The following is a 13750-nucleotide window of genomic DNA, read 5'->3' on the forward strand; positions in this document are numbered from 1 at the left end:
TTTAAGACAGTTTAATGAACCTATTTTTTAAAGTCACGGCCGTATTGCTTCTGGCCACAGCGAGTCTGTTTTCCGCTTCAGCAGAATCACAAAAAACCGCTTTAACGCTACAACCGGGCATCCTCAGCTGCGAGTATATCTCGAATCCACTAGGACTTGAAACCGCTACGCCGCGCTTTAGTTGGACACTGGCAGCATCTGCAAGAAATCAAATGCAGCAAGCCTATGAGATTCTGGTGAGCGACAATTTGAAGGATGCACAATCGGGCAAAGGCAACATGTGGCAACCGGGCAAAATTAACTCGGATCAAAGTCTTCATGTCACCTATGCAGGAAAGCCACTGAAATCATTTAAGCGCTATTACTGGCGGATCAGAGTTTACAATCAGGATGGCATATCTTCTCCCTGGAGTAAGCCGGTCTGGTTTGAAACCGCGATGCTGAACCCGGGCGATTGGACAGCACAATGGATCGGAGATGGAAGCCCACAGTTTGAAAAGGATGAGGATTTTTACCAAGAAGATCCGTCACCCCTGTTCAGGAAGCAATTCCGGGCGAGTAAAAAGCCGGCCTCTGCACGTTTGTACATCAGCGGGCATGGTTATTATGAAGCCTATATCAATGGGGAGAAAGTGGGCGATCATGTGCTCGATCCGGGCTGGACTTCTAGAGGAAAGCAAGCATTATATAGTGTATACGATGTCACCCCGCTCATCCGCAAAGGAAACAATACTACGGGCGTTATGCTAGGCAATGGGTTTTACAATCCACTGCCGTTGCGGCTCTTTGGCGCACACGACATCCGGCGGGCACAAGAAACCGGCAGACCATGTTTAAAGGCCGAAATTCACATCACCTATACAGATGGCACCACAGAAAAGATCATCACCGATGAAAGCTGGATGACAGCACCGGGACCGATCATCCGCAACAGTGTCTATCTCGGGGAACATTATGATGCGACCAAAGAAGTCGCCAACTGGAATACCAACAGTCCGGCACAAACACTTGCCGGCTGGAAAAAAGCCGTCTTGACTACAGGCCCAACAGGCAAGCTATCGGTTCAGATGCAACCTCCCGTCAGAATAACAAAAGTACTGCAACCCATAGGCGTCAAAGAAGTAAAACCCGGAACCTTTGTTTTCGATATGGGACAGAATTTTGCAGGTGTCGCGCGAATCAAGGTGCAGGGTCCTGCAGGAAAACAGATCACCCTGAAGTATGGGGAAGACGTATACAAAGACGGTTCGCTGAATTTTATGACGGCCGTCACCGGACAAATAAAACGAGGCAATGGAGGTCCCGGTGCACCGCAGATCGCCTGGCAGGAGGACAGCTACATCCTTAAAGGTTCAGGGGTAGAAATATGGTCGCCACGCTTTACATTTCACAGCTTCCGTTATGTAGAGGTTACCGGCTGGCCGGGTACACCTACGCTAGATGCTATAGAAGGGTTGAGGATGAATGCAGATCTCGAGCAAAATGGAACATTTAGCTGTTCTAATCCGTTGTTTAATAAAATCAACGACATTGCCCAGTGGACGTTTTTGAGCAATGTGTTCAGCGTACAGTCCGATTGCCCTGCCCGCGAAAAGCTGGGCTACGGAGGCGATATCGTGGGTACGGCCGAAACCTTTATCTATAACTACGATATGGCAAATTTCTATAAAAAAGCCATACAGGATTTTAGGAATGATCAGCGTGCCAATGGTGGTTTTACAGAGACGGCGCCCTATGTAGGGATAGCCGATCACGGTCAGGGTGGTGGAACAGGTCCTTTGGGATGGCAACTCGCTTATCCATTTATGTTGAAGCAGCTCTACGATTTTTACGGCGACAGGCAAGTGATTGAAGAGGGATATCCCGCCTTCCGCAGTCAGATGGATTTTTTGAAAACCCAGACCACGGACTATCTTTTTTATAAAGACATCGGCGACCACGAAGCACTCGGTCCGAAACCCGATGCCCTAACTGCCGCTTTGTTCTATTACCATCACGCCATATTGATTGCCGAATTTGCCGAAATATTGGGCAAATCCAGCGATGCGGCAGATTATAAAAAGCTCGCTGAAACAATTAAGGCAGCTGTCAATCAAAAGTATGCCGCGGATACGACCGGAAAATACGATAACGGCACACAGTCTGCCCAAATCTTTGCGCTCTATTACGATATGCCTGACACAAAACAGCAACCGAAAGTTTTTACGAAGCTCGAAGAAGCATTTGCTGCCAAGGACTGGCATCTATCGACAGGAATTTTTGCAACCAAAATGATGTTTGATGTGCTCAGAAGGCAAGATCAAAATGAAATGGCCTACCGTATTGCCAATCAGCGCGGCTTTCCGGGATGGGGACATATGGTCGCAAACGGCGCTACCACCCTCTGGGAAACATGGGCCTATTCAGACAATACCTATTCTCAGAATCACCCCATGTTTGGATCCATTGTTGAGTGGTACTACCGTTCTTTATTGGGCATAAATTCTGCTGGGGCAGCGTTTCAAAAGATCATCATCAAGCCACAGCCCGCAGGAGATCTCACCTGGGCAAAAGGAAGTTACCAATCGGTTCGCGGCGACATTAGCAGCAGCTGGCAAATTGAAGACAACGGTTTCAAACTAGACGTACAGATCCCGGCGAACTGCCGTGCCGAAATATGGCTACCTCTCGAGGGAAAAGGCTTTTCTTCCAAAGGTAAAAAGCTTGAAAGAGTCAATAAAGACATCACATTCCTCCGGAAAGAACCAGGCTATGCGGTATACGAAGTCGGATCAGGGGAGTACAGTTTCTAAAATTTAATCCTATATTTAGTATTATGCCAAAAGTATCAACCTATATCATGACACTGTTGCTCCTAATCGGATCCAGCAGTGTCTTTAGCCAAGAGGAAATGCCCCTGTATGCGGGGAAAGTCCCCAATGCGAAAAATGTCGAACAAAGCGCGCCAACCCTAACTGCTTTTTTACCCCCTCCAGGCACATCAAACGGTATCGCTGTGATCGTCTGTCCCGGTGGGGGGTATCAGGGTCTGGTAAGCGACAGGGAAGGAACGGATGTAGCGAAGGCTTACAACGCAGCAGGTATTACCGCATTTGTCTTGAAATACCGTCTACCAGACAGCAAGACGATGATTGACAAGTGGAAGGGACCACTGCAAGACGCACAGCAAGCCATTAAGACCGTTCGGGAAAATGCAGAAAAATGGGGAATCGATCCGAGTAAAATTGGCATCATGGGCTTTTCTGCAGGAGGTCACCTCGCCTCTACTACAGGTACACACTTTGACCAGTCCTATATAGAAAATAAAAAGAACACCAGCCTGCGTCCGAACTTTATGGTATTGGTCTATCCTGTGATTAGTTTTAAAGACGGGATCACGCATGTTGGGTCAAGAAATAGCCTAATCGGGCCCGAGAGTGCCGCGGATTATAAAAAGCACCTAGAGCAGTTTTCCAATGAAGGCCGCGTAACGCCACACACCCCTCCGACATTCTTGACACATGCGGCCGATGACAGCCTCGTACCGGTATCCAATGCGACCTTATTTTATGAGGCCCTAAGAAAGAATGGTGTACCAGCCGACCTACACCTTTACAGTAGAGGGGAACATGGTTATCTTAGCTATCCAGCTTTTAAGGATTGGTTCGCGATTTGTTTAGCCTGGGTCAGTCAGCAATAATTACTTGTTGATGAACTTTTGGAACGGTGAATGTCTCAACGGAGTCACTCAACGATAAGCTCTTTAATAAAGATGGTGATTACGTATCCTCGAAAGCTCAATTCATTGATGAATATATTTTTTTCTATGTAGAGAATGATGTTATTCATATGCAGGATGAGGATTTGAAAGCATATCTGGAAAAATCCGTTATGTAATAACAACGTAGTTTAACTAAAAAAATCCTGAAGCGGGGAGCTTCAGGATTTTTAACCTAACCAATTATTAACCTAAATTATGAATTAATTATATTGCAAACAGTTTGCCAAACTTTTTAATATCATACTTTTGTTACGTTACTACCTCGTCTCCATGAATAGTTCAATCTGATTTACTACTTGACGGCACCTGGCTAATACCCAAAAAATCAAAAAAACTTTTCTTATTAATATCTTTCTCTATGTACCTAATAAGCTTTCCTTCATAATCTATTATAGCAAACGATGGGATCTCGGCTTTTTCGTGTAAATAATGCTTCTGAAAGTTATGATTTTTCTGTCCATTGAATTTCGCGTTTTCCGAAAATCTAATATCCAGTTCCTCGTTGAGATCTAATTCCGAAAGAAGCTCTGCATCGTCTATATAAAGAGGGACAAAAAGAAATCTTTCGTTAATTTGAGATCCAACCCAATCCTCCTTAAATAATTTGTATTCAAGCTTTCGAGAACTAATGTTCGCCCATCCTGTGAAGTAGAAAACAATTTCCTTTTTCTCTTCTTTTGCCCGCTCGAAGACATTATGTAGACTAGTTCCCACGGACTCATCCACAAAGAACGGTTTTTTTTGCACGACGATAGGTTCTGACTCTTCGATCTTTTGTTCGCTTTTAAAAGCAATCCACGCTTCGTAATATGTAAGATCCTGAAAGTCGTTTGCCGTAAGGAATTGATGATAGGCATCTAATTCCGAACTTTTTAAGGGTATCTTTTCTAGGATCTTTCGGTCCTGTGCCCAGTTCTCTAGATTTACCTGTCTTTTCTTTAACTCTTGAGTAGCTTTATGTATGTCGACTATATGAGGATAATCTGGGCTATTTCTATAGTCTTGAATCATATTGAACACCTCCCTATATGTCACCTTGTGATAGGGTTTGTCAATAGGAGGGATTATAAATAAGCCAAACATAGAGTACCCTGTTGATATCTCAAAAGCCAAACTATCCAAACCACAATGACGAAGCTGACCAAAATCATTGATAAGACTGTCAAGTTTTTCCGGATTAAGTGAATCGGTATCAAAAGTTTTGGCAAATAGCTCGTCGCAATCCGTTTGAGCATGGCACCATTTAGATAGCAATAGCAAAAGGACTAAAATAAAGCGTTTGTGATGCATGTTTTACCTATCTATATGCTCCTTTAATTCCTCTTTTAGTTTATAGTAGTATTCAATTTTACGTTTAACCAATCTACGTGCTTATTCGCTTCAGAATCTAGACCACCCACATCGAATGCGAAGGCATTACTACCATCTTTTCTATGTACAAATGTTACCATTGCAGTTAAGACAAAATTCTCGTTGTCGAATCCAGCTTTTGTTATTTGATCGCCGTTAAGCTTTACGTTGACGCCTAAGTTGTTCATATTTAATTTGATATTCGTTTAAATTTATTTCTCGACCTTTACGAGGCTATATATGATTGATTCCGTTTTACCTATTGGTAATTTGTTCTAGTTTATGGTTTGCCGTGGTGTTATCCACTATATTTACTTTTTATACAGCTTTAAAAATTTCTGATATCCTTCTTGATAGGTTAATCCTTTACAAGCAGGAGAGAAGATGTAGTTCACCAATTGAGTAGCATCCGTATTTTCATCCTCTACACTCGCCAGCATAGTTAGTGGTTTGACCGCATTTGGCTTATCCTTTATATCTATTATTTTGTTTATATGTTCAAAAATAAAGACTGAAAGTTCTTTTATATCTTCATACTCCGGTTCGGTTTTCATCAATTGGAGTTCTCTAATTAGATCACCTATTGTCTTTGATGGATTATTGGAAGCAGGGCCATGTTTAGCTACAGTGCTTAGTTCTATCGATAGAAGAGCAATACTGTCTGCACGGGTAATTCCCGCACACTCGTAGATAGCATTTTGATATTTCGTAGTGATAGCTTCCCGGTTAGAAGCATTAATCTCTATTTTTCTGAGATCCTCGCAAGATATTTCCTGAGCTTTTATTTGATCCGGCGCAAAAAAACTCAGGAATGCTGAAATAGTTAATACTGAAAATGTATTCTTCATTTATTATAATTTATATTTTGTACTCCTTCTAGCGTATTTCTGAAGGAGTAATGTTGTTTTCTCCTTTAGCTTTTAAGCCGTTTGCAATTTCTTTTGGAACCATATTTTGCTCCCGTAGTAGTGCGGCCGTATGATCACGCTTGGCAACGAGATATTGATCTAATAGCGCAGACAGCAGTCTATACAGACCATACAGTACTATGGCAATAAGTCCTGCTCATACAACGTAAATGAAAAGTATTCCAACTGAAAACATAGTTTAATTTTTATAGGCTAATAATTCATTAAATAAATCTATACAGTACCAACATCATAATACACTTCTAAAGTAAGCTTTTTTGTTTAATAAACTAAAGAATGCCATTATCCTTTTCAAAAAAAATCCTGAAGCGGGGAGCTTCAGGATTTTTAACCTAACCAATTATTAACCTAAATTATGAATACTATATAAACGGCAGCATTTGGCAGATTATTACAGCAGCTGGTCGAATTAACAAAAACTTAACAATCTACATCTACCTCTTCAACCTCTTAACCGCATTACTGTTCAACAATGACGTCATCTGCGTAATAGCCACCTTATTCAGTTCCATAAGGCGATCGCTCTGTGATAATCCTTGCCGAATCAGTAACGCATTGATACTTTCCAGATTGGTCAGTACGACCAGTTGTTCTAATGTAGCATCTTCCCGTACATTACCTTTCTTGTCAGGATTGGTTTCTCGCCATTCCCTAGCGGTGAATCCAAATAGCGCTACATTTAGAAGATCGGCTTCTGTAGCATAGACGATTCCAGCTTGTCGTTTGGTTACCTCTCGGGGTATCAGGTTTTCTTTGATAGCATCGGTATGGATATGATAGTTAACTTTAGCCAATGTCCGTTGTAGGCTCCAATTTAATTTGAGACGGTCGTTTTCCTCATTTTTCAGACGTTGGAACTCTTTGACCAGATATATTTGGAATTCTGGACTTAACCACATTGCAAAATGGAAGGCGATATCCTTGATGTGCAAAAGTTCCACCATATCGTCCCGATTTGACAATCATTCCGGTTGCACTCGTTCTTTTAATCCATTGCCCCACAGACATAATGAATCTGTTTGTTCCAGCTTCTTGTTCAATTACCCCGAATTCGGGGTAATTGAAATTAAGATTGTTGATCTTTTCCCATACACCAAGATATTCAAGGGTGTTTTTATTAGTGATCCATTTTCCGATCAATCCACTGCCTTCACGAAACGAAGATGTCATATCGGTCAAATTTATAAAATCGGTTTCATTTTGAATGATAACCAATGTCTTTGATTCTTTTACCTGAAGTGTCCTACTCTTACTCATAAGCGAGGCGGTACTAAGTATGGCTTAGCTCCGCAAAAACACATCCACCTCATCCCCAAGACTAACACCGCCTGATTCAAAACCTTTGGCGAGTTTTTTATCAACTTTTGTTATTTAACTATTTGCAATATTTTTGCAATAATGCTTCTCCCGAATCAAACCCAAGGTTTTTGAGTATTCGAAAATCTTCGCAGGCAGTCTGTGGGTCATTTAGTTTAAGATAGCACTCACCTCGAAATATTAGAGCCTTTTCATTCTTTGGATTGAGTGAAAGCATTTTGTCGAAATACGTTATCGCATTTTCAAAATTTCCCTTTTCAAGTTGCCGCATCGCATAGTAGATATAACTTTGATCGCTAAGGAATTGGGTTAAAAAATCGAAATTGATTTCTAGTGTTACCTGAGAATCCACAGGTTTATTATTGTAATAGGCCGGGGTCCACTTTTTTTCGGTTTTCTTACAAGCTGCTATAAATTCTTTATTAAACTGTTCATCCATACCCTGAATAATCTTTATGTTTTCGATAGCTCCTGATTTTGTAACAACAAACGTTGCGAAAAACAATCCCTTATCCTTAGCTGAGGAAAGCATATACTTTTCAAAGGATTTCATGTTTTTCTGCAAAGAATTCTTAAATCCATCTGGATTTGAGAATACAGGGTATATTTTATGGCTGGCTTTATATATGGTATCTTTGGATTTAGTGGATATGTAATCTGTCGCTCCCCATTCAGATATTTTTTGCAGATGATCGTTCCGCACAAAAGTTATCGACAGTGATCCGGGATCATTACGGCCCAATGGCCCTTCTTGGATTACCAGTAAACTATCCTTTGTAAGATATGCAATCTTGAGTTTTACTTTAGCACCATAAGTTGTAGAAATTTCGAGCGTGCTATTTTTCAAGTCGTAGGGATGGAAACTTCCCTCGCTAAGAAAGTCGGTAACTATTGCAGCTTTTCCTCCAGGTTTAAAACTATATTTTAAGAAAGAATACTTCATAGGGTGCTGTTCTTCGAGCGCCGCACCATCTAGATATTTTGTATTTACCTTTATCCAATTACCCACCAAAGGGTGCTGTTTCGTAGATGAAGTTGCGCTAGAATAGGATAACACGGAGAATGCAAATGCCATTAAGTATCTAAATATAGTTTTAGGGCTTAAATGATCTAAAATCATAATTTATAAAGTTTATTAGTTAGGTTAATAATTTGTAATGCTCTTAGTCAATAATAATACTAATATAGAAAAAATGACTGAAAATAGAATCAGTAAAAGAGATCTTGATTTTGGATATGAAAAAGCTGCACTGGTATAAAAAACTCCTGAAGCGGGGAGCTTCAGGAGTTTCTAACCTAACCAATTATTAACCTAAATTATGAATACTATATAAGCGGCAGCATGTGGTGGAATATTACACGACCTGCCGGAATTAACAAAAGCTTAACACACCCTTCGATAGTTGGCTGAACACCTTGTTTGCTTTCATTATGTATTTTTATCGGTTTGATCTTTATCATAATTAATCTTAAATAGATGCGACTGCTGCTGGTCTTTATTCTGCTTGTCGTAGCTTTCTCTTGTAAACGCAAAGTATATCACATAAAACCATCCGAATATACCGTGCAGTATTGCCCACAAGATGGACTTATTACGATCCCACGAGGTGACTACGCCGATAATGGATCCGAGACCTACGCCGGATTGCGTGACAGTTTTAGTGGTGTTGTTGACTACATCTTGTCCAAAGACCACTGTGATCAATGAAGGCATCGGCTTTTATGTAATTTAGAAGTATATCTCTCGTCCAGCCAAGCTGAATGGCTTTCTCAGCATAGTACAACGCTTCCTTATCATCCGTGACTTTCTCTATCAATAGTAGGTTATGCCTCCACGGCAAAACTGCAACGCAGCGTTGCAGTTTTGGATCAACATGGCAATAGCGCTCATAGAAGCGTTTCATGTGCCATAGGTTACGGGGTGAAACACCGATATCTGGGAACTTTAACTTAAGATCAGCCGACAACCTTTTTACTACACCGGCACCATGGCCTTTTTCGATTTTCTTTTCACTAAGCAATTTGCCCAGATTCCAATACATACCGATTCCGGCCTCATTCACCTTTCGGGCAATATTTATGCGAGCAGTCTGTATTTCGGTTACTGCAGCTTCGAGTATTTCGGCATATAGCTTTTCGACTTCCATATCGTATTTTTTACGATATAAATATACTAAAAATATTAGTTGCTAAAGTCTTTGTTCGTAAAAAACTACTACTACTAAACAACATCCTCGTCTACAAGAACAGTTTGATCTGGTCAAGCACCGAAACCTTTATTTTATCCTCGTTCTCATCATAGCGTGGCATAACGCAAATTTGTGTGCAACAAAATATTAAATAAATAATTGAGTAGGAAGGACACTTTGTTTTTACGCAAGATCACATAAAAAAATCCTGAAGCGGGGAGCTTCAGGATTTCTAACCTAACCAATTATTAACCTAAATTATGAATACTATATAAACGGCAGCATCTGGCAGAATATTACAGCACCCGGCGGAATTAACAAAAACTTAACAACTGCACAGGCTAACCATAACCAATAGCCACTTTAGCCGAAGCAGTCCATAGGTATTCGACACAGAAAACGTGTTGATGAAGAAGAATAATTTGCTGTCGTTTAAGCTTTGTGAGTACTTTTCACGTCGTCATCCGTGGCTAGTTCTATCACGTAGTCGATAAATTTATCAAAGGACTTTTTATTCATGATATCAAATTTTGAAGGACACAGATCGATTCGGTACTTTATACGCTCCCGTACACGTTTTTCGTCAAAGTTAGAAAGGATTACCACATATTTGTTAGACAGATCGAGATCTGCAAGAATATTGTTTACCGAGAAATCGTCCCCACCACTGCTAAGGAGCAAGATTTCTGCATTTGATGCCGTCTCTTTTAGGCTGTCTTTTTTAATAAGCTCTAATCGGGAATTCTTTTCGATCAGCTCTGTAAATAGGTCTGTATCCCAGAAATACAGCTGCCATAGGCACACGGGATAGGTTTCTTTTTTTTGTAATGCTATACGAGTAACTTTCTCTGGCTTGTTATTCGAACCTTTAGAATAGATTACATCCTTATTGTCGGAAAATTCAGAAGATAGACCAATGATCATTTTCGCTATGGAACCGCCCGTATGCAAACTGTTGCCGTTTAAATGAGTTTTGTTACTGGAATGTGTGTCATCCTGTTTTTTGTCTTTCGGTTTCGTAGTCGTTTCATCGCCAAATAACTGCTGTGCCAATTGTTTAAGCGTATCGATAATTTTTTCCATAATAGAAAGTAATAACTCGGTTAATCGACAAGTTAATAATTTCAAATCTAAAATACAATTTGCGACTTCAAAAATCGTAAACAATCACCGCGATATCCTTTTCGCTTAGACAGGATTGTATTAACGGCTCGATCTGGTCCCAGGTACCACCAGCAAGACCACATCCTATACGAGGCATATGTACAGATGCATTATGTTGCACAGTAAATTCCGCCACTTTTTCCAGCCGCGGCTTTCTATTTGAAAAGTCAACACACTTTTAGTCCAGCCATTTTCTGCGGTCTTACGTATGTAAAATAATCTATCGTCAGCAGATTTGATCTTGTCCAGTATGATGGTATGATGTGTCCACGCTATTAGTGCAACCAATGGTTGCAAAATTGGATGATTAACTTGTGCAAGTGCACCTTGCGCAAATTTATGCTGTTGATTATCTGTGCTTTGCAATTGTGCAACCGGCGGTTGCACAATTGCTTTTTCAGATTTAGAAACGTCTTCATGCAAAAAATCAGGATAGGCATCTGCGAATGCCCGCATATACTTTAGGTTACGAACAGAAAAACCCTTACTATCTGGAAACTCATTTCTTAGGTCTTTGGAAATTTGGTCAATAATCTTTGCACCCCAACTTGCTTCTTTAATCTTGATAGAAATATCTATTCCAATAGACCAGTAGAGAACTAGCATCTCTGTATTTACAGATAATGCAACGCGCTGTTGCGCCTGCCGAATTTTCTGTTTTAGTTCGGTAAGTAACTGTATATAGGTGTTCTCTGTTTCCATTGTCCTGATATTAAAATTTAGTTATGCCACGTCCATAAGATATGCCTCCACGGCAAAACTGCGACACTGAAGAGCACCTCCGAAAAGCTTTTTGTCAGGTATCACAAATTGTGATACCATATTTTCCACTTCGTCGTTGGTTAGTTCAAACATAAAGTCCTCTGGGAATCTATCCATGTTTCTTCGGACGGCTTGTTTGAGCACACGTGTCTCTACACCGTATAGATGAGCTAAGTCGCGATCCAACATTACCTTCCGCTTCGATATATATGTTTACGCCCACTGGGCGGGGATGTCACAACCAGAATTACTGGGTGTATTATCCGCGCATCAAGCAAAGGGTAGAAAAGCTTTTAGTTTTGAGTACGATAAAAATTGGTTGAAAACAAAAGAACAACGGTTGATAGATCCTGATATTCAGTTCTATTCAGGACAGCAATTCCCTAATGACAAAGAAAACTTCGGGATTTTTCTAGACAGTATGATCCGAGACCTACGCCGGATTGCGTGACGGTTTTAGTGGTGTTGTTGACTACATCTTGTCCAAAGACTGCTGTGATCAATGACAAGAAAAATAGGGTTGTTACTAGCCTTTTCATATCTATTTTTTTTCTCCAATTTTGAATCCTATCTCGCCTTTCGAATTCGGCTTTGATACAATATTTTCCTGTTTATCCTGCAACCGGTCGATGTATTCGAAGAGCAGTTCGATGTTCTGATCGTGGCCTTTTTGTTTCTTAGCGATCTGTTCTACGGTATATTTCATCTCGGCGATTCCCAGTTTCATTTCTGTATTGATATGCAGTATGTCCCTCAGTTTCACAAATAAATCAATAATGCGGATGCTCATCGTGATAGCTTTTTGACTCTTTAATACATTTGGAAGCATCAGTACACCGTGTTCGGTAAAAGCAAAAGGTAGATACTTTGAGTAACGCCCCTGTTCTAAGGTCGCATTTTGCGATCTTAATTACATCATATTCTTCTTTCGTTAACTCGAACATAAAATGTTCGGGAAATCGGATGATATTCCTTCTAACTTGCTTGCTCTTTGAGCCTGCGCGTTTCTACATCAGTATGAAAAAGCTGCACTGGTATAAAAAAATCCTGAAGCGGGAGCTTCAGGATTTCTAACCTAACCAATTATTAACCTAAATTATGAATACTATATAAACGGCATCAGCGGCCAGAATATTACAGCACTTGGTGGAATTAACAAAAGCTTAACATTCTATCGCTGCATCATTGCGTGCACGATAGGCAGATCAGCTGCCGCCCAGTCGTAATTCAGTAGCTCTGTTTTATCCACCCATATGGCTGGCGCGTGTTCATTGAGATGCAATTCGCCACCCACCAATTTACATTCAAAAGGGTAGAGGGAGATTACGAATTCCGGATAATGGTACTCCACCATATTCAGTGCTGGCCCCACGTTTATATCAATACAGCATATAGGACAAAATGAGCAGATATACGAACTTTATCAAATGATTTTAATCCAAGTCATCATTGTCATAAGGATCCGAGACCTTGTAATTCTTTTCTTTATACGCTAATTCGGCTATTAGATAGTCGTAGACCAATGATCTGATTGTACTCAGGTCATAATTTTCCAGTTTATACTCAGCGAGTAAAATTTTATCCCGATGGAGATCTGCGTTGTCTGTGTACCTTTCTCTCTGTTGATTACATTTATAAATTAAAACGGAATGTTTCTCCATATCTCCTGCAAAGAAAAGAAACTCGCTATATAAAAATATTTCATCGTCCTTCTGCTTACCGTCTATGGCATAAAAAATATAGGCCGATATGTCATCTTCTAAATCTTCATTTAAACAGAAATTCCTTAAATTTTTATGTGATTCTAATACCGTCTTTAAATAGGGAGATTCTGTCTGCTGCTCAATCTCTTTATGCAGTTTTTGTATGTCTGCCAATATAGATGATTCAAATTCCTTCCTGAACGCTTTTTTCCGTTGTTTTTTCTCCCGTTTTTTATTTATTCTGATTTGCTCTCTTTCTTCAAATACGTTTAACTGTTTTTTAAAACTGTCCTCGAATAGTTTTACTTTTTCGGCTAATAAGGATTCTTTCATTTTTATCAAGCTGAGGTTTATGCAATAATTAATCTAATGTTAAAATTTCAATTTAGGAATAATAGTGCACTATTCAAAACTTTGGCAGGCAATCTTTAACAAAAAATCCTGAAGCGAGGGAGCTTCAGGATTTCACCAACTAACCAACTATTAACCCCAAATGATGAAATTTACTACCCTATAAACGACACCGTTTACTGTGATAAAAAGTTAATAGAGCCAGTACTAGATCAGATGAAATCG

General features: G+C 40.2%; 19 protein-coding genes. 4 read left to right on the plus strand and 15 right to left on the minus strand.

What is annotated here, in order from left to right:
* The first annotated feature begins 14 nt into the window (after positions 1-14).
* Genes FAZ15_RS03100 through FAZ15_RS22425 form a run of 3 tightly spaced genes read left to right on the plus strand, consistent with a single transcriptional unit; the run spans position 15 to position 3876 of the window.
* Positions 15-2792 (plus strand): family 78 glycoside hydrolase catalytic domain, encoded by a 2778-nt coding sequence (locus FAZ15_RS03100; RefSeq protein ID WP_136899828.1) that lies wholly within the window; start codon positions 15-17, stop codon positions 2790-2792.
* 23 nt (positions 2793-2815) lie between these two features.
* Positions 2816-3679 carry an alpha/beta hydrolase gene (locus tag FAZ15_RS03105; protein ID WP_136899829.1) on the plus strand — a complete coding sequence of 288 codons (864 nt, stop codon included), beginning with the start codon at positions 2816-2818 and terminating at the stop codon, positions 3677-3679.
* Positions 3680-3705: 26 nt separating this feature from the next.
* The gene (locus tag FAZ15_RS22425) at positions 3706-3876 is read left to right on the plus strand and encodes a hypothetical protein (RefSeq protein ID WP_162304858.1); all 171 of its coding nucleotides are present in this window, start codon (positions 3706-3708) and stop codon (positions 3874-3876) included.
* A gap of 163 nt (positions 3877-4039) precedes the next feature.
* Here FAZ15_RS22425 and FAZ15_RS03110 read toward each other — a convergent pair whose 3' ends face one another.
* From FAZ15_RS03110 to FAZ15_RS22805, 11 genes are all read right to left on the minus strand, one after another.
* Positions 4040-5050 (minus strand): hypothetical protein, encoded by a 1011-nt coding sequence (locus FAZ15_RS03110; protein ID WP_136899830.1) that lies wholly within the window; start codon positions 5048-5050, stop codon positions 4040-4042.
* A 35-nt stretch (positions 5051-5085) separates the two neighbouring features.
* Positions 5086-5298: a hypothetical protein gene (locus tag FAZ15_RS03115; protein ID WP_136899831.1), complete on the minus strand. Its 213-nt coding sequence runs from the start codon at positions 5296-5298 to the stop codon at positions 5086-5088.
* A gap of 123 nt (positions 5299-5421) precedes the next feature.
* A complete protein-coding gene (locus tag FAZ15_RS03120; protein ID WP_136899832.1) occupies positions 5422-5958 on the minus strand; it encodes a hypothetical protein in 537 nt (178 codons plus the stop codon).
* Positions 5959-6473: 515 nt separating this feature from the next.
* Complete coding sequence (locus tag FAZ15_RS22795) at positions 6474-6983, minus strand: KilA-N domain-containing protein (RefSeq protein WP_238387133.1); 510 nt, start codon at positions 6981-6983, stop codon at positions 6474-6476.
* A complete protein-coding gene (locus tag FAZ15_RS22800) occupies positions 6877-7296 on the minus strand; it encodes a KilA-N domain-containing protein (protein WP_238387134.1) in 420 nt (139 codons plus the stop codon). Before FAZ15_RS22800 ends, FAZ15_RS22795 begins: the two co-directional genes overlap by 107 nt.
* Before the next feature lie 118 nt (positions 7297-7414).
* Positions 7415-8431: an energy transducer TonB gene (locus FAZ15_RS03130; RefSeq protein WP_238387135.1), complete on the minus strand. Its 1017-nt coding sequence runs from the start codon at positions 8429-8431 to the stop codon at positions 7415-7417.
* A 354-nt stretch (positions 8432-8785) separates the two neighbouring features.
* Positions 8786-9070, minus strand: coding sequence for a hypothetical protein (locus tag FAZ15_RS03135; RefSeq protein WP_202912303.1), 285 nt, complete (start codon positions 9068-9070; stop codon positions 8786-8788).
* Positions 9015-9503 carry a DUF1016 N-terminal domain-containing protein gene (locus FAZ15_RS03140; protein WP_136899834.1) on the minus strand — a complete coding sequence of 163 codons (489 nt, stop codon included), beginning with the start codon at positions 9501-9503 and terminating at the stop codon, positions 9015-9017. The genes FAZ15_RS03135 and FAZ15_RS03140 overlap by 56 nt, the downstream gene beginning before the upstream one ends.
* Before the next feature lie 474 nt (positions 9504-9977).
* Complete coding sequence (locus FAZ15_RS03145) at positions 9978-10628, minus strand: hypothetical protein (RefSeq protein ID WP_136899835.1); 651 nt, start codon at positions 10626-10628, stop codon at positions 9978-9980.
* Positions 10629-10793: 165 nt separating this feature from the next.
* Complete coding sequence (locus tag FAZ15_RS03150) at positions 10794-11411, minus strand: DUF1016 N-terminal domain-containing protein (protein WP_136899836.1); 618 nt, start codon at positions 11409-11411, stop codon at positions 10794-10796.
* Positions 11412-11432: 21 nt separating this feature from the next.
* Entirely contained in the window at positions 11433-11660 is a 228-nt protein-coding gene (locus FAZ15_RS22805; RefSeq protein WP_136899837.1) for an ORF6N domain-containing protein, read from the minus strand.
* Positions 11661-11703: 43 nt separating this feature from the next.
* Between FAZ15_RS22805 and FAZ15_RS03160 the strand changes: the two genes are divergently transcribed.
* On the plus strand, positions 11704-11922 hold the full coding sequence (locus tag FAZ15_RS03160) for a hypothetical protein (protein ID WP_238387136.1): 219 nt from the start codon (positions 11704-11706) through the stop codon (positions 11920-11922).
* Positions 11923-12012: 90 nt separating this feature from the next.
* Here the strand turns inward: FAZ15_RS03160 and FAZ15_RS22810 are convergent, their stop codons facing one another.
* The 4 genes from FAZ15_RS22810 to FAZ15_RS03175 all read right to left on the minus strand — a co-directional run bounded on the left by FAZ15_RS22810 (position 12013) and on the right by FAZ15_RS03175 (position 13507).
* Positions 12013-12261: a hypothetical protein gene (locus FAZ15_RS22810; RefSeq protein WP_238387137.1), complete on the minus strand. Its 249-nt coding sequence runs from the start codon at positions 12259-12261 to the stop codon at positions 12013-12015.
* Positions 12242-12439, minus strand: a complete 198-nt coding sequence (locus FAZ15_RS22815; RefSeq protein WP_394343806.1) for an ORF6N domain-containing protein — start codon at positions 12437-12439, stop codon at positions 12242-12244. The genes FAZ15_RS22810 and FAZ15_RS22815 overlap by 20 nt, the downstream gene beginning before the upstream one ends.
* A gap of 203 nt (positions 12440-12642) precedes the next feature.
* Positions 12643-12843 carry an NUDIX hydrolase gene (locus tag FAZ15_RS03170; protein WP_136899838.1) on the minus strand — a complete coding sequence of 67 codons (201 nt, stop codon included), beginning with the start codon at positions 12841-12843 and terminating at the stop codon, positions 12643-12645.
* A 61-nt stretch (positions 12844-12904) separates the two neighbouring features.
* Complete coding sequence (locus FAZ15_RS03175; protein ID WP_136899839.1) at positions 12905-13507, minus strand: hypothetical protein; 603 nt, start codon at positions 13505-13507, stop codon at positions 12905-12907.
* Between the last annotated feature and the right edge of the window lie 243 nt (positions 13508-13750).

The sequence above is a fragment of the Sphingobacterium olei genome (assembly GCF_005048855.1).
Taxonomy (GTDB): domain Bacteria; phylum Bacteroidota; class Bacteroidia; order Sphingobacteriales; family Sphingobacteriaceae; genus Sphingobacterium; species Sphingobacterium olei.